Annotated in this window: 20 protein-coding genes and 1 pseudogene; 6 read left to right on the top strand and 15 right to left on the bottom strand. The window is 41.6% G+C overall.

Annotated elements, in window-relative coordinates:
* Nucleotides 1-7: 7 nt before the first annotated feature.
* The 3 genes from NYE58_RS17035 to NYE58_RS17025 all read right to left on the bottom strand — a co-directional run bounded on the left by NYE58_RS17035 (nt 8) and on the right by NYE58_RS17025 (nt 3238).
* Complete coding sequence (locus tag NYE58_RS17035; RefSeq protein WP_076275712.1) at nt 8-1051, bottom strand: LacI family DNA-binding transcriptional regulator; 1044 nt, start codon at nt 1049-1051, stop codon at nt 8-10.
* A 189-nt stretch (nt 1052-1240) separates the two neighbouring features.
* Nucleotides 1241-1990 (bottom strand): sulfite exporter TauE/SafE family protein, encoded by a 750-nt coding sequence (locus NYE58_RS17030; RefSeq protein ID WP_341002441.1) that lies wholly within the window; start codon nt 1988-1990, stop codon nt 1241-1243.
* A gap of 372 nt (nt 1991-2362) precedes the next feature.
* The gene (locus tag NYE58_RS17025) at nt 2363-3238 is read right to left on the bottom strand and encodes a LysR family transcriptional regulator (protein ID WP_341002439.1); all 876 of its coding nucleotides are present in this window, start codon (nt 3236-3238) and stop codon (nt 2363-2365) included.
* Nucleotides 3239-3366: 128 nt separating this feature from the next.
* Here NYE58_RS17025 and NYE58_RS37510 point away from each other — a divergent pair.
* Nucleotides 3367-4260, top strand: a pseudogene (locus NYE58_RS37510) (DMT family transporter).
* Nucleotides 4261-4331: 71 nt separating this feature from the next.
* Here NYE58_RS37510 and NYE58_RS17010 read toward each other — a convergent pair.
* From NYE58_RS17010 to NYE58_RS16985, 6 genes are all read right to left on the bottom strand, one after another.
* Nucleotides 4332-5831 carry an MDR family MFS transporter gene (locus NYE58_RS17010; protein WP_076129292.1) on the bottom strand — a complete coding sequence of 500 codons (1500 nt, stop codon included), beginning with the start codon at nt 5829-5831 and terminating at the stop codon, nt 4332-4334.
* A 247-nt stretch (nt 5832-6078) separates the two neighbouring features.
* Nucleotides 6079-6819, bottom strand: coding sequence for a copper amine oxidase N-terminal domain-containing protein (locus tag NYE58_RS17005; RefSeq protein WP_076309351.1), 741 nt, complete (start codon nt 6817-6819; stop codon nt 6079-6081).
* 130 nt (nt 6820-6949) lie between these two features.
* Nucleotides 6950-7732: a M15 family metallopeptidase gene (locus tag NYE58_RS17000; protein ID WP_341002434.1), complete on the bottom strand. Its 783-nt coding sequence runs from the start codon at nt 7730-7732 to the stop codon at nt 6950-6952.
* Entirely contained in the window at nt 7729-8640 is a 912-nt protein-coding gene (locus tag NYE58_RS16995) for a hypothetical protein (RefSeq protein ID WP_341002432.1), read from the bottom strand. The genes NYE58_RS17000 and NYE58_RS16995 overlap by 4 nt, the downstream gene beginning before the upstream one ends.
* A 59-nt stretch (nt 8641-8699) precedes the next feature.
* Nucleotides 8700-10025 carry an FtsW/RodA/SpoVE family cell cycle protein gene (locus NYE58_RS16990; protein ID WP_341002431.1) on the bottom strand — a complete coding sequence of 442 codons (1326 nt, stop codon included), beginning with the start codon at nt 10023-10025 and terminating at the stop codon, nt 8700-8702.
* Nucleotides 10022-10354: a PadR family transcriptional regulator gene (locus NYE58_RS16985; RefSeq protein ID WP_036678319.1), complete on the bottom strand. Its 333-nt coding sequence runs from the start codon at nt 10352-10354 to the stop codon at nt 10022-10024. The genes NYE58_RS16990 and NYE58_RS16985 overlap by 4 nt, the downstream gene beginning before the upstream one ends.
* Before the next feature lie 81 nt (nt 10355-10435).
* Here NYE58_RS16985 and NYE58_RS16980 point away from each other — a divergent pair, with 81 nt between their 5' ends.
* The 4 genes from NYE58_RS16980 (at nt 10436) to NYE58_RS16965 (ending at nt 13500) form a co-directional block, all read left to right on the top strand.
* Nucleotides 10436-11188 carry a hypothetical protein gene (locus NYE58_RS16980; RefSeq protein ID WP_341002430.1) on the top strand — a complete coding sequence of 251 codons (753 nt, stop codon included), beginning with the start codon at nt 10436-10438 and terminating at the stop codon, nt 11186-11188.
* 138 nt (nt 11189-11326) lie between these two features.
* Complete coding sequence (locus NYE58_RS16975; protein ID WP_076275718.1) at nt 11327-11821, top strand: hypothetical protein; 495 nt, start codon at nt 11327-11329, stop codon at nt 11819-11821.
* A gap of 268 nt (nt 11822-12089) precedes the next feature.
* A complete protein-coding gene (locus NYE58_RS16970; protein ID WP_081387354.1) occupies nt 12090-12623 on the top strand; it encodes a PadR family transcriptional regulator in 534 nt (177 codons plus the stop codon).
* A gap of 58 nt (nt 12624-12681) precedes the next feature.
* Nucleotides 12682-13500 carry an SDR family oxidoreductase gene (locus tag NYE58_RS16965; protein ID WP_076275719.1) on the top strand — a complete coding sequence of 273 codons (819 nt, stop codon included), beginning with the start codon at nt 12682-12684 and terminating at the stop codon, nt 13498-13500.
* Between the two features lie 195 nt (nt 13501-13695).
* Here NYE58_RS16965 and NYE58_RS16960 read toward each other — a convergent pair whose 3' ends face one another.
* From NYE58_RS16960 to NYE58_RS16950, 3 genes are all read right to left on the bottom strand, one after another.
* On the bottom strand, nt 13696-15150 hold the full coding sequence (locus NYE58_RS16960) for a DHA2 family efflux MFS transporter permease subunit (protein ID WP_076130929.1): 1455 nt from the start codon (nt 15148-15150) through the stop codon (nt 13696-13698).
* Between the two features lie 50 nt (nt 15151-15200).
* Nucleotides 15201-15770 (bottom strand): TetR/AcrR family transcriptional regulator, encoded by a 570-nt coding sequence (locus tag NYE58_RS16955; RefSeq protein WP_341002428.1) that lies wholly within the window; start codon nt 15768-15770, stop codon nt 15201-15203.
* 648 nt (nt 15771-16418) lie between these two features.
* Nucleotides 16419-16802, bottom strand: coding sequence for a hypothetical protein (locus NYE58_RS16950; protein WP_341002427.1), 384 nt, complete (start codon nt 16800-16802; stop codon nt 16419-16421).
* A gap of 142 nt (nt 16803-16944) precedes the next feature.
* Between NYE58_RS16950 and NYE58_RS16945 the strand changes: the two genes are divergently transcribed.
* Nucleotides 16945-17379: a DUF4395 domain-containing protein gene (locus NYE58_RS16945; protein WP_076126204.1), complete on the top strand. Its 435-nt coding sequence runs from the start codon at nt 16945-16947 to the stop codon at nt 17377-17379.
* A gap of 11 nt (nt 17380-17390) precedes the next feature.
* Here NYE58_RS16945 and NYE58_RS16940 read toward each other — a convergent pair whose 3' ends face one another.
* From NYE58_RS16940 to NYE58_RS16930, 3 genes are all read right to left on the bottom strand, one after another.
* The gene (locus tag NYE58_RS16940; RefSeq protein WP_341002426.1) at nt 17391-17924 is read right to left on the bottom strand and encodes a hypothetical protein; all 534 of its coding nucleotides are present in this window, start codon (nt 17922-17924) and stop codon (nt 17391-17393) included.
* 64 nt (nt 17925-17988) lie between these two features.
* Entirely contained in the window at nt 17989-18429 is a 441-nt protein-coding gene (locus NYE58_RS16935) for an NUDIX hydrolase (protein ID WP_341002424.1), read from the bottom strand.
* A 26-nt stretch (nt 18430-18455) separates the two neighbouring features.
* Nucleotides 18456-19331 (bottom strand): serine/threonine protein kinase, encoded by an 876-nt coding sequence (locus NYE58_RS16930; protein ID WP_341002422.1) that lies wholly within the window; start codon nt 19329-19331, stop codon nt 18456-18458.
* Nucleotides 19332-19334: the final 3 nt, after the last annotated feature.

Raw genomic sequence — 19334 nt, 5'->3', positions numbered from 1 at the left:
ATTCCTCCTAAGTGTTGATAGATTTAGATGAAGCTCGTATAACTAGTTCTGTCGGTAATTTGATCTGTACGGCTGGTGCGGGTACTTCTGCCAGATTGTTTCCCAGCAATTCAATGATTTGGGCTGCGGCAAGTTCACCTAGTTCGTAAAAGGGAACCCGCACACTGCTTAATGCAGGTGTGGTAAGCTCCGCAGCTTCCGAATCATCATAACCCACAATAGCTGGCAGGCGATCCCTTGGTATTCCTAGCTCCTGCAGCCCTTGCTGCAAACCAATGGCCATCCGATCATTAGCGGCCATAATCGCATCAATCTCATTCAGCAAAGGCAACATTTCTTTGGCAGCTATAATTCCGCTTTTCCGGCTAAAGTTACCTTCGAACAAAAGTGAAGAATCTACAGAAAGATTCACCTCTGCCAAAGCGCGGGTATACCCCGTTAAACGATCTCGGCTGTTGGAATAAGATTCTGGCCCATTTAGAAAAGCAATCCTCGTAAAACCTTGTTCCAGTAAGTGTTTAGCCGCTTGCCAGCTTCCTTCGACATGATCGGCATCCACCTCGTGAAAAGCTTCCCCAGCAAAATGCTGATTAATCAGACAAAAAGGATGGTCTTCTTCCTTCAAACGGCGTAGTGAGGCTAGCTCACCTGGCTCTTCTTTAGCGCCAAGCACAATGCAAGCATCGATCTTCCGCATCTTAAACAACTCGTTATAATCCATTGGCGCTTCGGCATTCCGAAACAACATTAACAGATCATAACCCTCTTCTCGCGCCTTGCTCCCTATTCCACTTAATATTTCCGAAAAATAATAAGTGGAGAACAAGCGGGCTTTCGGCAAATAAGGCATCACTACACCCAAGTTCCCGCTCCGTCTACGAGCAAAGCTCTGAGCAAGTGAACTAGGGGTATAGCCTAGCTTCAGTGCAGCTGCCAACACACGTTCCTTCGTTTCTTCCTTAATCGGACCAACATTGTTTAACACGCGAGATACTGTGGCTTCTGAGACACCTGCAAGCTCGGCAACCTCTTTACGGCTGGCGATATAAATTCCTCCTTCTCATAGGTTATGAACAGTGACATTTAGCCTCGTTCAATTCGCTATTCGAAAACGCATTCATTTAATGTACGCGCGTACATTTTCTCATGAACAAGGCTCTTCGTCAACCCTAAGATTGGATAAATTTAAAAGACGTTCATATACAGCAAGGGGGAAGAACGTCTTTCTTTTTCTTTTCAACTATCCGCGAGGCACTAGCATTAGGACACCAAGTAAAATGATAATCAGAAATAAGTAACTCTCAAATTTTTTAGCAGGAATACGTTTATTCACATATACCCCAAGCACCGTAGCTAAGAGAATTGCTGGAATAGAATATCCATAAAGAACAAGAACATTCACCGTCCACAATCCCCCGATAGCATGACCCGTTACAACGAGTACACCAGAAATAAGAAAATGAGCTTGCAACGTACCCCGAAAACGATCCGGATTCCATTGTCGTAAAGTACCATAGATCACGACAGGGACACCATTAAAGTTATAAGCACCGCCAAGTACACCCGAAGCGAATCCGAAAGGATACACCCAGCCTTTTGCCTTAAGCAAGGGATGATCGATCGTCTTAACTATTCTCTTCTTAATCACTGAATAAACTCCATAAATAATCAAAAATATACCAAGTCCAGTCATAATTACACTTGCAGGTGCTAAATAAAGCATGACAAGTCCTACAGGAATTCCTATCACTGTTGAGAGTGCTAATCGAATCAAAATAGGTCGTTCTATATGCCGCCACCCACTCACAACTGTAAGTGAGGCAACCGTGAGGCCTGCCAATCCAATCAAAGAAACTGAGGTATGTATAGGAATCGGGAGCAGTGCAAGCAGTGGCATGCTCACAATCGCTTCACCAAAACCAAACACGGTTCTCATTAAGGCACCTATAAATACTGCTACTACGACTAGTGTAATTATTGTAACGCTCAATCGCTTAATCCTCCTCCTAATCTCATCCATCCGTAATTGTGCATAAAGTCCTCACATTTCCAGAACATCTGAATACATTCCTTATTTCCACTCTTCTAATTATAACATATTAATTATTCTAAAACAGATATTAATAGAGGATTAACATGCGATTTAACGTCTCTTAAACCCTATATAATGCCGTCAAAACCATAAGATAATGGAGATATACATATATTTAACGAGAATCCTTTAAAATCAATTACAGAAGCCCGTGTGTAGTTCCTGTTTTCTGTTCCTGTTTTCTGAAAAACTAGCTGAAGTACTAAACAAAAAAACTGATCCCTCTTAACTTTGATGAGGTATCAGTTTCTTATTTTTTGACTTATTTATTTAGGTGTTATCTTTCAGCCACATTTGCACATGCTTTAGAAATTTTTTGGTGACGGGAGAAGCGTATTTCATAGAGTGGACAGCAATTCCTAACGATCTGAAACTACGTTCCTCCAATTCTAGCATGGCCACATTATAATTTTGCCGGGTCAAGACAAGCTCTGGCAAAATACTAATGCCAAGGCCTTTCTCCACCATCGACATAATGGCATAGTCATCACCTGCTGAGAATTTAACATTAGGTTTAATACCCGCCTTATCCAGCACACGTCTAACATCATAATCCGAGCCTGCTTTCGGGATAATGAAATCCTCCTTGGCAATTTGCGATAAGGAAAGAAAGGGTTCTGCACTAAGAGGATTCTCTTTAGATACAATCCCTAACATCCGGTCTTTTTTTAAAGGAATTACGTCAAACTTCTCACGTGTAGGCAGTGAAATAAAACCGCAGTCGATCACTCCAGCCTCTATCCACTGCTCAACCTCCAAATAACCGCCTTCCATCAGCTTGATTTCTATATATGGGTATTCACTGCGAAATTGCTTAATCATCCCTGGCAGCCAATGCACAGACACACTGGTGAACGTACCGATGGTGATCGTGCCAATCTCTAGCCCGTGGATGTCCGCTACCTCCTGCTTCAATTTCTCGTTCCATTTCAAGATTTCACGGATAGGCTGCAGAACTTGTTCCCCGTTTACCGTCAATTTCACACCGGATCTATTTCTAATTAATAACGCGAACCCAAACTCCATTTCCAAGCTGCTAATGGTGTGACTAATTCCGGATTGCGTAAAACCCAGCATTTCTGCTGCTTTTGTTAAGCTGCCTAGCTCTACAACTTTCAGAAAAATCTCATATTTATTAATGCTCAACCTCTGTTCCCACCCTTATAAATTACATAAGTTTTACTCATGTATCCTATGATAAACATTCAGTTACCTTATGTATAGAGCCGTATTATACTATATTGAGTTGAAAATGAAGAAGGATGGATGAAGAGATGAAACCGCTCAAAGCTGAGCTGCTGCTGTTAGTTGTAACATTATTTTGGGGCTCCTCTTACATATTTATGAAAATGGGGTTAGGTACGTTAGGCGAATTCAATCTGATTGCACTCCGCTTCGGACTTGCTTTTATATTAGCCGCTATGATATTCCACAAACGATTAAGACGAGTAGACATGAGAACATTAAAATATGGTGCTCTCCTCGGATTCCTCCTGCTAGGCGTATTCACATGTATAACCTTCGGACTTCAAACAACCACCACCTCAAACGCATAATTTTTAGTTGCATTGACGGTTATTTTTGTACCGATCTTGGATCGAGTTATTTTCAAAAAAAGAGTTGCACCTCCGCAAGTGTTCGGCTCCATCCTCGCCATAGCCGGGATTGGACTTCTTACCTTAAATGCAACCTTAACTATTCAACCGGGTGACTTTCTGTGTATTCTTTCGGCAGTGTTCTATGCGGTACAGATCTTATTTACAGGCAAGGCGGTAAAAGAATGTGATTCCCTGAATATTGGAATCTTGCAGTTAGGATTTGCCGGAGGGTTGGCCTTAGTGTTATCCGCAATCTTCGAGACACCTTCGCTCCCCTCTACTTTGCCAGGTTGGGCAGCAATTCTAGCGCTTGGTATCCTATGCAGTGCCTGTGGCTTCATCCTGCAACCTATTGCTCAAAAATATACTTCACCAACCCGCACCGGACTAATCTTCTCCCTTGAGCCGGTCTTCGCTGCGATGTTTGGTTATTGGTTCGCTGCTGAGAAGTTATCGATGCAAGGCTATGCTGGCGCAGCGCTTGTTCTGCTGGGAATCGTGGCTTCTGAGCTGCTTGGTAAAGCAAGTCTCCCCGCATCGTGGGCTCAGAAGAAACCAGAGCATTTATAACAATAAAGGCGTCGTTCAACTGTACAAGCTGAACGACGCCTTTTCTATATTATCTATGTTTTTGGGTTCAATTAATGCCCCATCATCATCGCCGCATCTGCCTTCTGTCCCTCTCCAGAGGTAGGATCGCCAGCAGAAAGCTTAGGCTTGCGCAAAATAATACTCATCAATACACCTACCACTCCTATGCAGCCAGACAGGAAGAACACATCATCAAAACCACTAACTGCGGCTGTCAAAGGATTACTTCCCGCTTTCAGTGCTCCCATATGAACAGCGATCTGACTAGTCAGGTAACCTGTCATTCCAGCTATAGCAAATGAAACAACGACTTGTTGAGCAGCAGCAGTAAGTGAAGTTACACTTCCCACCCATTCACGTGGAGCAGCATTCAAGACATGAGTATTCAAAGGCATCATCGTTAGACCCATCCCAAAGCCTAAGAAACCCAGGTATGTCATAATTAACGATAAATTTGTTGTAACACTAATTCCGGATAACAGGAACAAGGTGACCGTAATGATACTAAGTCCAACAAACGCCAGCGGACGAGCCCCGATCTTATCAAACAACCTGCCGCCAATCGGCATTCCGATTGCTGAAGCTAAAGCCTGCGGAAGTAGAATCAGGCCGGTCTCCAGCGGGGTATAGCTTCGAATCTGCTGCAGGTAAAGGGGCACAAATAACATGGACCCAAACAAAGCAGCTTGCATAACCCAAGTTAATATAATACCCCGAGTGAAATCCGACGAACGGAAAACTCGCAGTTGTAAAAGCGGATTTTTGTGAAGCAGCTCCACAATGACAAGAAGGATCAATGCAACCCCTCCAACAGATAAGCCAACAATAGCGGGAGTAGACGACCAGCTTGTTCCACCACCTTCATTCACCCCATAAGCCAACATAGAGAAGGCAATTGGGGCAAGGATAATGCCTAGGATATCGAGTTTGCCTTTGCTCTTTTGTTCAGACTTCGGCAAATATTTAACACCAAGAATAATGCCAACAATTCCAATAGGTACATTAATCAGAAAGATCCAGTGCCAGCTTACGTACTCCACCAGCCAACCGGATAAGACTGGACCGAGTGCCGGAGCTAAGAGCATTGGAATACCAAGCATCCCCATAATAGAACCTCGACGTTCTACTGGAGCTAATTTAAAAACCATCGCCATCCCAATGGGAGCAACCATCCCCCCGCCAAGACCTTGAATGACTCGAAAAATAATGAGCTGAGATGAGCTTTGTGCAACCGAACATAACATAGAGCCAAGAATAAACATCGTAAGAGTTGCCAGAAAAACTTGTTTTGATCCAAAACGATCGGTCATCCAGCCCGCGAGTGGGATTACAGCCGCTAAAGCTAAAGTATAACCCGTAATCGCCCACTGAATCGTTTTGAGATCGGAAGCAAAATAATCAACCAGCTTGGGAACGGCCACATTCACAACAGTACCATCCAGAATAACCATAATCATACCGACAATAATAGCAAGAAGCGGGGGGATGATTGCTTTTAACGAAAAGGGTTGCTCTTCTGCAGTACTCATTCCAGTCATTGTTTTTGTCATCCAGTACTCCACTCATTTCTCTAATTTAATTAAATGCTTTATTGATTATTTCAAATTTTAATTTACATTCGATGAATCTGGAAGTCAACAAATAAAACCATTTTTTACATTAAAAACACATCGGGTTTACGATACCCTTCAGAAATTATCTGGGAAAGTATATTAGAACAGCAAAAAGACTATGCATAATCCCCTAAAATCTTCTCGCTTGGGAAATGTGCATAGTCATCATGGAATCATTTTCCGATTAGAGCGTCTCTCTTAATTCTATAATTTTGCCCGATGTGTTCAAAATAATTTCAAGTGGAATCTCTGTCTCTGCAAAATCCAATACACAGCGGATAGAAAATTGATCCTCGTTATAGCTACTTTTTGTAGATTTAATCCCATGATAATTCCCGGCTTTTATCGTAATTTGCTTCCAGTCTTCCAGTAATCCATTTGAGCTTGGCTTATTTACGACCACATCATAATGATATCGCTCCGATAATTCATTATATTTACCGCCGACCAGTAACCCCGCTATAACACTCGCTGTCACTTCAGGGGTATACACTTCAACTTGATTGGACTCCCCATCATATGAGGTTACTAAACCAATTGTCTTAAAAAAGGAGATTGGAACATAGATATGATCCTGTCTGAATTCGAAATCATCTTTAAAAACCAACTCTTGTGTATTATTGATGCTAACTAAATGTTCGTTAAGCTTCCATTTAATTATTTCATTTATCTTTGTTAGTGTTATAGTTTCTGAACTTTTTTGATATGTTGTTGTATATTTCAGTGCATTGGAAGCCTCTCTGAGCGGAATCATGACCGTGGAACCCTTATTGTAGGCTGAATGGGGATTAGTTTCCAGTAGTTTACCATTCAAAATTACGCTAACCTGGCCGGAGTCTGCCCATACTGTTGGAGCGGCAAATCCACCAAATCCATTAGTTAAAAACAGAACACCTAACACAACTACCGCTGCCATTTTGATCATCGCTCGAAACCTCCCTTTAGTTATTACAAGTATTATGTGCGTTTCCAGCATGTGCTAATCCTAAGGATAATAAAGCCAAGAAAAAAAAGAAGCCGTTCAACATTATGTTGAGCCGCTTCTTTAGAAATGATTATTCCACCTTGAAGTCAAAATACTGCTTAGGAAAAGGCTCTTTTATCAGCGTAAAATGCCACCATTCCTTACTATAAGGTTTAAAACCTTGCTTCACCATAACCTCTTTGAGAATTGCGCGATTTGCTTTCTGAGTCTTGGTGATTAACGATGTATCATAAAAAGAGATCTCTCCGAAAAAATCAAACGGGCTGCCCATATCTACATCTACACCGGTCTCTTTATTGACGATCGTTAAATCGATGGTACTGCCACGGGAATGTCCTGATTTTTTCGCTATAAATCCGAGTTTGAATAAATTACGTTTATCCAGTAGCGGGTAATATTGCTGCTTCATCTTAGTATCCGCGGAATTCTGTGACCATCTTACAAAATGATTCACCGCGGTCTGCGGACGATAAGCATCATAGATTTTTAGGATATATCCTTTTTTGGCTAAATCCTCACTTACTGCCTTCAAGGCTGTAGCTGCAGTCTGTGAAAAGATCGCTAAAGGCGCTTTATAACCATCAATCCGCTTCCCTACAAAATTATTGTCCCCGTAATAACGAATCTCAAATTGAGCAGTAGGAATTACTTCATCCAAATAGACAAATCCTTGCGGCAGACTGTTTTTCTTCTCCAGCTGCATTTGCTGCAGTACATTGTCTGTAGATGATCCAACGTAAGCTGCATCTGCGCTGCCCATAAAAATAGTGTTTGTCCATAACAACAGCACAAATGCGAAAACTATGATTTTTGTTCCTCTAAATCCGGTTCTCAATAGATCCCGCCTTTTCATTTCGAATTAACCGTTTGATTCAGAAATTTCTCCACTTCAGGTGTGAGTTTATTATTCGTGGAATCAAGTAACTGCAGTAGTTTTTCTAAAATCATTAGGATTCTGGTGTCGCCTTTGTTTCCTTTTAATGCATTCTCATACGCCTTCTTTACTTCAGGTTTGATTACTTGCTCATCATAGTCATAAGCTGGTGTGTTGCTTGATCCATATAATAAGCGTGAAGTTGCATTGAGCAGCTCTTTTTGAAGAACGGTTGACCGATTGGAAGCTGGGTATTTCGTCACAAAATCCTCCAGTGCAAGCGCCCTGTTCGTTAACTCTGTCCAACTAATCACAATAGCTGCATCAAAAACACTTGGTTGATTCGATTCAGTGGCCATGATATCTATATAAGCAGCGATGTCCTTCGTGACATACGGCTTAAAGCTTTTGAACCCCTCATAATGCATCACTGGATAGTACATGCCCTCACTAGTCTCCAGCTTATACCCCTTATCCCGTCCTTCAATTAACATATTGCGTACATTAGCATCTTTGATCGCATTAAGGAGTGTGCTGTAGGTTAGATTTTTGCTTTTGGATAAAGCATTATTTATCTCTTTCTGAACATTCTCCGGAAAAACCTTCTCAGAGTACACAGGTAAATATGCCTTCTGTGCATTTTCGAGCTGGAGTGTCATCTGAGTGGCTGTCCAGGTATCCACTTCTTTGATATGGTTAATCAAATAATTCCGTGCGTTAGCAAGAGATGCCGGTTTCTGTACATATTGTTGGAATTGGTTATAGACTTTTGCAGATTCTTTCACAGTTGCGGCAGCTACAGTATCAGTTGTATGTATACTCCCAAACCCTCCCATAGAGCCTAGGGCAAAGGCAATACTTAACAAGCCTGTTTTTTTCCATCCCATTAAAAGACCTCCCTTAAGTATTCATACTTAATAATTAGACATACGAGAGGATCCTGAATCTAACTCAGTACAGTATTATCCTGGACGGCTCCAATATCCTTCCTACGATAAATTCCCATCAAAAGTCCAATCGCCGCATATTCAAACCACACATGACTCCCATAGCTCAGGAAGGGGAACGGGATAGAAGTCAACATCATTCCGCCGCTCAAAACAGCAAGACCATAGGTTAGTCTTATGGCTAGTAAAAATGCCAAACCCAACACTAAAGCTTGTCCATAGGGATCACGAATCGCTCGTATCGTAGATAGAAGCTTGATAAAGAACCAGGAGATAACTGCAAGCAAAAGCAGCGCCCCCGCCCAACCAAAACAATGAATAAGATAGACAGGCAACATATCTGAGTAAACATACGGCAGCTTTTGTTCTACTGCTCCGAATCCGTGCCCCCACCAACCCGCTGAACTAATAACTTCACGCATTACTTGATAGATATAGCCATAACCTTCTGGATCTAAAGATGGATTTATTGCACTAATAATTCTGGCCATCAGGTAGTCGCTATTGAAGATGAACATTAGTCCAACTATTACAAAGAACCCTAATAATACTACACTCTTTATCCAATCGCGAGTAATCCATACATATAATAGTAGTGAAGAGATTAGATACACTACAAGCTCTGGAAGAGAGTTTAAAGAGATAAGAAGCCATGCAGGTGCTAACAGAAGGCTTATGTCGAACAACCCACTCCGCCAAGTTTTCTTTTTAGCCGATTCCTTACGATTCACTAAAATCCCTGCTAACGCGACTATCAAAACATAAGGACGATAGGATGTCATATCAGGTAAGATCAAAAAAATCCTAGGACCATAATTCACTCCATTTATTGTTATCCCCCAGAATATACTCGACAGAATTCCTGCTATTGATGTTCCGTATAATACCCACGAGAAACTTTTCAGCTTTCTGAAATCGATAAAATACAATCCAAACATCAATACAATTCCAATAAGTATATTTATCGCTTGGCGTCTAAACGCATTATCCAAAAAAGCACCTTTAACAATATCACTGTAGCCTACATCCACAGAACTCATTCCGATCAGACTGATCGCGGATAATAAAGCTACAACGCCAAACAATCCCCAAGGTACATGTGGTTTATGTATTAGATGAAGTTCCTTTCCTAACGTTTGCGGGTTCCCCATTTGTGCGATCGCCCAAGCTATGGCTTCTTCCCGTGATACACCGTCTGATTCTTTTTCACAAATTAAATCTTCTAGATGACTAGCTAATTCTTGACGTATCTCTGGGTGAGTTTTTTTCGCTTTAATCTCTGCACACACTTCATCCAAAAATTGCTGTTGCCTCTCTTTCATCATACACCACCCTCTCCCAGAACGGAGTCAACTGCACCTTTAAACATAACCCATTCTGCTTTTTTCTCCTTGAGTTTCTCTTTACCTTCATCCAGAATTCTATAGTACTTACGCTTCCTTCCCTCTACCTCCATCCAGTAAGCCTCTACCCAGCGCTCACTTTCCATCGCATGCAGAATTGGATACAAGGTTCCTTCTTTTAATGAAAAAACACCCTGTGATCTCAGCTCCAGCTCTTTGATTAACTCATAACCATATAATGGCTTCTCCAGTAAAAGAGTCAGAATTAACGTACCTGTACTGCCCTTCAGCATCTCTTTACTTACTTTCAACAGCTAACACCTCCTAAATTCTAACTTTACAATTGGCGTGGGACCGGATTCGGCTCATTCTACGGGATTTATACCGTTGATTTGCTTACTTGGACCGGATTCAGCTCATTCTACGGGATTTATACCGTTGATTTGCTTCGTCGGACCGGATTCGGCTCATTCTACGGGATTTATACCGTTGATTTGCTTCGTCGGTCCGGATTCGGCTTATTCTACGGGATATATACCGTTGATTTACTTCGTCGAGCCGGATTCGGCTCATTCTACGGGATTTATACCGTTGATTTGCTTACTTGGACCGGATTCAGCTCATTCTACGGGATTTATACCGTTGATTTGCTTCGTCGGACCGGATTCGGCTCATTCTACGGGATTTATACCGTTGATTTGCTTCGTCGGTCCGGATTCGGCTTATTCTACGGGATATATACCGTTGATTTACTTCGTCGAGCCGGATTCGGCTCATTCTACGGGATATATACCGTTGATTTGCTTACTTGGACCGGATTCAGCTCATTCTACGGGATTTATACCGTTGATTTGCTTACTTGGACCGGATTCAGCTCATTCTACGGGATTTATACCGTTGATTTGCTTACTTGGACCGGATTCAGCTCATTCTACGGGATATATACCGTTGATCTGCTTCGTCGGTCCGGATTCGGCTTATTCTACGGGATATATACCGTTGATTTACTCCGTCGAGCCGAATTCGGCTCATTCTACGGGATTTATACCGTTGATTTGCTTACTTGGACCGGATTCAGCTCATTCTACGGGATTTATACCGTTGATTTACTTCCTCTTCTAATGACTAATATCTGTATATCATGAATATTAGTTATCCTTTTATACCTAGGACAACTATACATCGTAAATCTATGCATGTAAAGTTTCTATTAATAATCCCTTATTCCCTCCTCATTCATGTATAATAATGGTAATACAAGCAGGATGTTGAGGAGATCAACGATGAGAAAAACAACAATAACAATCTTGAGTTTTACCGTTCTATTCATATTTGTTTTCGTTGGATATATGCTCCGTAACAATTCGATGAACTATTATGAGACGTGGAAGATAAATTGGGGCATATCGATCTCTAAACCTACAGAGTCAAAGGTGATATTTGAAAGTCTACCTAGTTTCCATGGGGATGGCGAAAGCTATTACGTATTAGATTATGACGAAAAGCAATTCAAAGAAATCAAAGACGCTGCATTTTGGCATCCCCTCAATGTTGATTCCATTGACCTCTTAAAAGAGAGAATATCAAGTTTCAAAGACTCTGTAATTGCCATTTATCCAAATGAAAAAGAAAAATACGAAAAATTATTTCAGGCGAACCCTATAGAACACGAAGAAAGAGGATTGTATTATTATAAGAAAAAAGATGATGGTAGCTACTGTATCGTGATCCTTAACGTGGAGTTACAACGAGTATATATGATGGAATGGACACAATGAAAATTAATAAAGTGAGAATTAAACGACGATCGCTCCCCGGTATTCTGCCAGGGAGCGATCGTCGTTTTTTTCGGAATGCCTATTTATTATTATAATCCTCATACTTGTAGTCCTCATTCTACTGCCACTGCATTTATATTCTAGGGAAATGAATACATAAAAAAACAACTCCAAGTATCCGTCCAATATATATTGACTCAATATATAAAGGTCTGATATATTGTGATAACGATATACAAATATTTAGAAACTTAAAGGAGGCCCTATTTTGAACAGTCAGGATGTTATTTTAGGCATGCTTATGAAAAAATCGTTGACTGGATACGAAATAAAGCAGTTATTGGAGGAAATATTCTCTAATTTCTATAGTTCTAGTTATGGAACGATTTACCCTACGCTTGCTCGCATGGAAAAGGAGGGTCTGATTACTAAGGAAAACATACCTCAAGAAGGTAAGCCTAATAAAAATCTTTTAAACATCACGGATAAAGGAAGAGATAGTTTTAATGCCTATTTACTAGCTCCACTAGAGGCTGACAGTATTAAGAAATCTGATTTTATGATGAGGCTTTATTTTGGTGAATTTGTCGGGTATGAGAAGGTGATTATTTGGTTGAAGCAAGCTCAAGAGGAATCACAACATAAGTTAGATCAATTACTCGCTCAGTATTCGCTTTATAAAGATGAAATGCATCCAGCACAGATCATCTGCATTCAAATTGGCATAGAAGAATATAAGGCTAAACTAACAACCATTGCTGAGGGATTGTTAAACATGGAGAAGTTAGCACTTCCGAAGTGAGTTTAATACGAACCAGGTTAAGATGTACCGCTCATAAAACTTTTAGGAGGAATTGTAGATGAAAACAATTTTTATAACGGGTGCTTCGTCTGGTATCGGTAGAACTACAGCAAAACATTTTGCTGAAAGAGGATGGAATGTGGTAGCCACGATGCGTTCACCTGAACAAGAAAGTGAATTCACTACACTCGATAATGTGTTGGTGTTACGGCTCGATGTTGAGAAAGCAGACACGATTCAACCTGCGTTAGAGGAGGCGATCAAACGGTTCGGTAAAATTGACGTTCTTCTCAATAATGCTGGTTATGGAACAATGGGACTTATAGAAGTAGCTACAGATGAGCAGATCAGAAGACAGTTTGAAGTCAACGTTTTTGGTCTTATCAGTATGACTAAAGCCATGCTGCCACATTTTAGAGCTAACCAAGATGGTTTGCTTATCAATATCTCTTCTATGGGTGGGAAAGTAACCTTTCCTACAATGTCTCTGTATCATTCAACGAAATTTGCCGTAGAAGGTTTTTCTGAATCCGTATCTTATGAATTAGCATCACAAAACATCAAAGTTAAGTTAATTGAACCTGGTGCCATTCAGACAGACTTTGGTAGTAGATCGATGGAGTTCTTTTTTAATGATGCATTAACGGAATATAAACCTTTTACTACTGCATTTTTGGGTAAATTGGGTGAGATGGAAAAACAACCTGCGTATGCTTCGCCTCCAGAACTTGTTGCGGAAACAATATATCAAGCCGCCACAGATGAGACAAGTCAATTCCGATATGTTGTTGGTGAAGATGCAAAAATGCTCATTCAAATGAAAGAAAATACGGCCGAAGAAGAATATCTGACTAATATATCCCAGCATTTTTCTTAAAAAAGAAAGCTTTAAGTGGAGTCGCTTTTCGGTATTCTAACGAGGAGTGGTCCTCTTTCTTATTGCGAAAAAAAAAATCCCCTTCGATCAACAGTGTTAAGTCCATGAGATCATGAACTTTTTTTCACTGTCTATCCTAAGGGGATTTTACAAACTAACCTATTCGAACACCTTTTCTTGCGTCAAATTTATTTATTAATGCATCGGGGTATTCATTTTATGATTAACAACTACTCTTTTTATGAAGAAAGCAAGAATTAGTCCTACAATCGCCATACTCATTCCGAAAATAAAAGCATTTTGTACACCGTTCGTGAACGCAGGTAACATATTAGCTGGATCTGCTGGGTTCTCCACAGTTTTCATGTAGCTTTTTGAACCCGCGGTCATAATGCTGACTGCTAATGCAGTACCAATCGCACCAGCAACCTGCTGCAGTGTATTCATAATAGCTGTACCATCTGGATAAAGTTCTAGTGGCAACTGGTTAATACCATTCGTCTGTGCCGGCATAAATACCATCGAAATACCAATCATAAGCGTACTGTGAAGTACGATTACGAACACAACCGTAGAAGCTACAGTAATACTGGAGAAGAACCACAAGGCTACTGCTGCAATAATCAGACCTGGAATCACGAGCCATTTCGGACCGTATTTATCAAACATACGACCCATAATTGGGGACATCAATCCGTTTATAATTCCACCTGGAAGCAGCAACAGACCCGCTTTGAAAGCTGTATAACCTTGTCCTTGTTGAAGGTACATCGGAAGAATCAACATGGAGGACAGAATAACCATCATACAGATAAATACCATAGCTACACCAATAGCGAACATTGGATATTTAAAAGCACGCAGATTAATCATTGGCTCCTTCATCTTCATTTGACGAAGTCCAAACAATAACAGTGCTACTACACCTACGATGATCGCAATGATCACTTTCGGACTTCCCCAGCCCGCTTCTTCACCGGCACTGCTGAAACCAAACACAATACCGCCAAACCCGAGTGAAGACAACACAATGGAGAGGATATCAATCTTCGGTTTCGTCACCTTTGTTACATTTTGCATGAACAGAATCCCGAATATCAATGCAATCACTAAGAATGGCAATGACAACCAGAAGATCCAGTGCCAGCTGAGGCTTTCAATAAGCAGTCCAGCAATGGTAGGCCCAATCGCCGGAGCAACCATAATAACCAGACCGATCATCCCCATTGCTGCCCCACGTTTTTCAGGAGCAATGATGATAAGGATTGTATTAAACATCAGTGGCAACAGAAGCGCTGTTCCCATAGCTTGAACCACTCTTGCTGTAAGTAAGAACTCAAAGTTAGGTGATACTGCTGCTAGGAATGTTCCTAGGATTGAAAAACATAAAGCCGCTATAAACAGCTGTCTCGTCGAAAACCATTGAAGCAGCATCCCCGAAATTGGTACTAGTATACCCAGTGTAAGCAGATAAGCTGTTGTCAACCATTGTGCTGTTGCTGGGGTAATTTGTAGGACATTCATAAGATCACTTAAGGCAACATTTAATGCCGTTTCACTGAACATTCCGATAAAACCTGCTAGTAATAAAGAGACAAGAATTGGAATAGTCTTAAACTTCTTGACCTCTTTTTGTTGGTTCCCTTGCATAGTTGCTTCCACCCTTAGTCCTCCTGATAATCTTATCTATTTGTCTGTATCTAACCAAGTATTACTGGGATAAACTTTGCCGCCGCGAGAAGCGGTTGTTCCTCCCGAAAAGTCAGCGTCTGGAGAAGCGCCCCTTCAAATAAAGAGATTACCACTGAAGCCTTATCGGCCGCGGGCTTGTTCTCTACGCCCTCATCCAAAAGACGTTTCTTGATCACATCCTGCAAGTCCATAAACACAGATTTACACGCAGTCCGCAGCTCCTCACTAATACAGGATGTCTCCGCCGCCAACCAAAAACTAAACGGAACAATCCCTTCGTATGAGGATTCCACAGCATCTTTAGCCATTCCTAGAATGAAATCCTCAATTGCCTCAGACGCACTCTTGCTGTTCTCCATATGATGTCTAAGCTTCTGAGCGACAACTTCACTAGTCCGGTTAATACATGTTAAAGCCAGTTCTTCTTTACCGTGAGGAAAGTAGTAATAAAGAGACCCCTTCGGTGAATCGCTGTCTTTAATAATCTGATTCAGTCCTGTTGCATGATATCCCTGAGAAAAAAACAATTTCGAAGCTGTGTCCAAAATCGCCTCACGCGTATTCGGCTTGTTCGACAAGCTGACACTTCCTTTGCATTATAACAATTGGTCTACATAATAAAACCATATTTCAAAGAGATATGTCAACACATAAATTACTTAAATTCAAAGTAATTTTGGTGGAAGATCGTGGGGGTTGGGTTGGCTTAGCTCCATCCTCCCTATCGGACTCAGATGCAGCTATTCGCGCTAAAACATGCTTTTGGGCTCATTTTCGGACCTGAGCGCCGCTATTCCCCTGAAACCGGACTTTTTTTATCCCTTTTTGTGCTCATAGCTGCATTGGAGTCCGATAATTACTCAAAAGGTTACTTTTCCAGCATATAAGGACTGTGGGGTCCAATAGCTCCTAATTTCGTACATCCTTCTACTTCAAATTTACTTCTCATCGAGCTATTAGCTTCATTAGGTCGCACACTTGCCTCACACTATTTCCGCGCATGCATTTGTCCGTCTACTCCCTTGCTTCACACTTACTCCCACACTTTTGTTTTCCATGTATTACACTTGCTCTCAAGCTAACATTCCTATCGGACTCAGATGCAGCTATTTGCGCTAAATCATGTCCTTTCACAATTTATCGGACCTCACCGTCGCTATTCCCCTGAAACCAGACTTTTTTTATCCCTTTTTGTGCTCATAGCTGCATTGGGGTCCGATAATTACTCAAAAGGTTACTTTTCCAGCATATAAGGACTCTGGGGTCCGATGGAGTGATTGAGATGAGGTGAAGCAGATGGGGTGAAGCAGATGAAGTGAGGCAGATGAAGTGAGGCAGATGAAGTGAGGCAGATGAAGTGCAGGAGATGGTGTGAACGAGAGAAGGCCCAATGTGCTGTGGAGAGGAGGTGAGGACGTAATGTGCTTGGGGTGGGATGCTATTAATGTCCATCTGTATTTTCTCAATAAATTACTACCTGCCTCCATCCAGCCCATCTGCTCCTTCTGCCCCCACTCGCCCCATTTTCTCCATCTGCCCCCTTCTAGCCCGTCTGCTTCATCCGCCCATCTGCTCCACCTACCTCCATCCGCCCGCCTCATCTTCCCCATCCGCTTCCAGCCATCTCCATACCTTCTCTCTCCATCACTAAATCAACTCCCGACACCCCACGTCCGCTTGAAATTATCTACTTCCCATTCCCACAATCCCAGCGTATACTATAATTATTCCAATGAGAAAGGTATGAATAAAATGCAAAACGTGCCCAAAGGAATTCCCCGGCCATTAGTAAAAACTAATCAGGCGTTTATCGTCATTTCTGTAATATTAACATGGCTAACAGGACAACACTGGATACTAGCGCTGCCCTTGTTTGCCGGATTGCTCGGTCTTTTGTTCGGTTATAATCCCATCATTAAGCTAGCTGCCAGGTTTCTGACAAAAGAGCGTTCCCACTATGTACTCGAAGACTGGTCACAACAACAGTTTAATCAAAGCATAGCAGTCTTCTGCCTCGCAGGGGGTCTGATCAGCTTCATCGTTGGCTGGACGATCGCAGCTTACATTTTCACGGCGCTCGTTGCGGTGGCCGCCACTGTGGCAATCCTAGGTTTTTGTATCGGATGTTTTATCCATTATCAATGGAGAATGTACAATTATAGACGTAAACAAAGCAGCACAAATTAAATTTGTTAATCTTAATCTCTCTCTTCTCCAACAACATTCCAGCGATGGCGAAATTTTAGTAACCGTGGATGCAGTGATGAAGGTGCAGCTGGCAACAATAACCGAATCTTTACAATCCACTCTTCAAAAGAAGAATAAGACGCAAACTGATTCGCCACCTCAGGCGTTAAATACAGAAAAATCGGCGAAGGATAGACCTCCAAAAGATGCCGCAACGCTGAATCAAGCGGAGTATACTTCTTTCGCTTCCCTTCCAAACTCTCTACCGTGATAAAGCTACGCCCTTGCTCCCTTTTCCATTCATGCAGCCGGTCCTCTCGCTTATAATAAGCGCTCACCGGCTCTTTGGTCATCCGTCGCACCGTTTCCTCATGAAGCGGATATAACACCAGTTTGGTGAAACGCCGGTCTGTTGCAGTTTTTGCCGCCACTTCAAGCTCTTGATCTGTTATATGTTCAAAAGAGTCGTAAAACACTAAAGTCCCTTTACGTTGCTCAACTGGCGGCTCATAGCCATAGGGTACATGCTGAATGTCTCTTTTCAATGAAATCCCTCCTGCTTGTTCTATTTATTAATCATATCATGTGACAACAGCAGGGCTATCATTCTTATCCTACAGCTGAAGATGAATGGTTAATGAAATCCTGAACTTTTGATATCAAGGCTGGGTAAATCAAGGAATACGTCAGCTCTTTTGGTATCTCAGTAAATCCTCTGATTTCTGCCATCTCATAAGGAGGAAGTTCTGCGAACTGTTCCACATTTGCAAAATATAACTTACCATAATTTTCTGGAGTGTCGATACTAGTGACCCTATAAATAGCTATTGGAAAAAGTGAGCATTGTTCCGCACCCGTTTCTTCATATAATTCTCTGGCAGCAGCCTGCTCCGGGATTTCGCCAACCTCTATATGCCCTCCGGCAAACTCCCACGTCGAACGGTTCTGATGTCTCGCTAAAATCCATTCTTCACCATGTTTAACTATAATAACAACGTACTTCAGCTCAACTTCTTTTTCCTTATCCAAATCATAAAAGTTTACCTGCAATTATATCCCTCGCCTTCCCTCCAGCCTCAAACATTTTTTGCCGCATCCCAAGCCAATTTAAATTCCGCTACATTCCGATACCGCTGCTCCCTCACCGCACTGACAGCCCGCAAAGCAACCTCGTAGAGGGCTTGGCTGGTTTCCCATTTTGCAAACGATCGATCGGATGCTCCTCCTAACAAAACAAATGCTGTGGCACCCATATTAAATACATTCGTAACTTCATCAATCGGCGCATCCAAGATAAACTCTTCCGGTGACTTAAATCTGGATGAACCCCAGAAGTTCTCTCCCAGATCATTTACAGTAGGCTTACGTCTATAATAATCAATATCACAAATTTTAGTTTCATCGTTTACAAAATCATATAGAATACTTCCATCATAAAAATCGACAGCCACATAACCCTGTAACTCCACATATTCATGAAACGAAAAGATTACATCTAATGAAGACAGACGTTTTTCAACGGATAATTGCTTATAACGAAAAAAAGGCGACTCCGGATGACTCAGCTTCGCTTCTCCCGCAAACAGCCAATGCGAATGTAAACATTCACCTGCAAACCAATCAAAGACTGCTACATACCCCGACTCAACTTCAAAATGCGACAGTAGCGCGATCAGCGCATCATATCTAAGTTCGTTATATAACGGAATAGCTTCAATTAAACGGTTAACAGCATCCTGAGGATTCCCGGCATAAGTCAAAGGTTTCGCCCCAGCAAATTTCACAAAACACTTCTTCCCATCCTGCTCCACTCCAAAAGAAAGATTTCCGGAGTCTTGCTGATCGAACACTTTAAACACTTTTCCCAGCTTAGTTAACCAAGCAAAATCACAGGCTTCCTGTAATTGAAAAGTTATCGCATCGATTTCATATGTATAATTTTTTTCGCGCAAATT

The organism is Paenibacillus sp. FSL L8-0708 (assembly GCF_038009325.1).
Lineage (GTDB): Bacteria > Bacillota > Bacilli > Paenibacillales > Paenibacillaceae > Paenibacillus_AQ > Paenibacillus_AQ odorifer.
The sequence above is the reverse complement of the archived record's forward strand: the minus strand, read 5'-3'. Positions and strand labels throughout refer to the sequence as shown.

Excerpts from the sequence above, each read along its gene's own strand:
- NYE58_RS17000 (WP_341002434.1), bottom strand. The coding sequence starts at position 7,732 with ATGAAAAGGCGGGATCTATTGAGAACCGGATTTAGAGGAACAAAAATC.
- NYE58_RS17005 (WP_076309351.1), bottom strand. The coding sequence starts at position 6,819 with ATGATCAAAATGGCAGCGGTAGTTGTGTTAGGTGTTCTGTTTTTAACT.
- NYE58_RS16995 (WP_341002432.1), bottom strand. The coding sequence starts at position 8,640 with ATGGGATGGAAAAAAACAGGCTTGTTAAGTATTGCCTTTGCCCTAGGC.
- NYE58_RS16950 (WP_341002427.1), bottom strand. The coding sequence starts at position 16,802 with ATGGGGAAGATGAGGCGGGCGGATGGAGGTAGGTGGAGCAGATGGGCG.
- NYE58_RS16990 (WP_341002431.1), bottom strand. The coding sequence starts at position 10,025 with ATGATGAAAGAGAGGCAACAGCAATTTTTGGATGAAGTGTGTGCAGAG.
- NYE58_RS16945 (WP_076126204.1), top strand. The coding sequence starts at position 16,945 with ATGCAAAACGTGCCCAAAGGAATTCCCCGGCCATTAGTAAAAACTAAT.
- NYE58_RS16960 (WP_076130929.1), bottom strand. The coding sequence starts at position 15,150 with ATGCAAGGGAACCAACAAAAAGAGGTCAAGAAGTTTAAGACTATTCCA.
- NYE58_RS17010 (WP_076129292.1), bottom strand. The coding sequence starts at position 5,831 with ATGACAAAAACAATGACTGGAATGAGTACTGCAGAAGAGCAACCCTTT.
- NYE58_RS16975 (WP_076275718.1), top strand. The coding sequence starts at position 11,327 with ATGAGAAAAACAACAATAACAATCTTGAGTTTTACCGTTCTATTCATA.
- NYE58_RS16965 (WP_076275719.1), top strand. The coding sequence starts at position 12,682 with ATGAAAACAATTTTTATAACGGGTGCTTCGTCTGGTATCGGTAGAACT.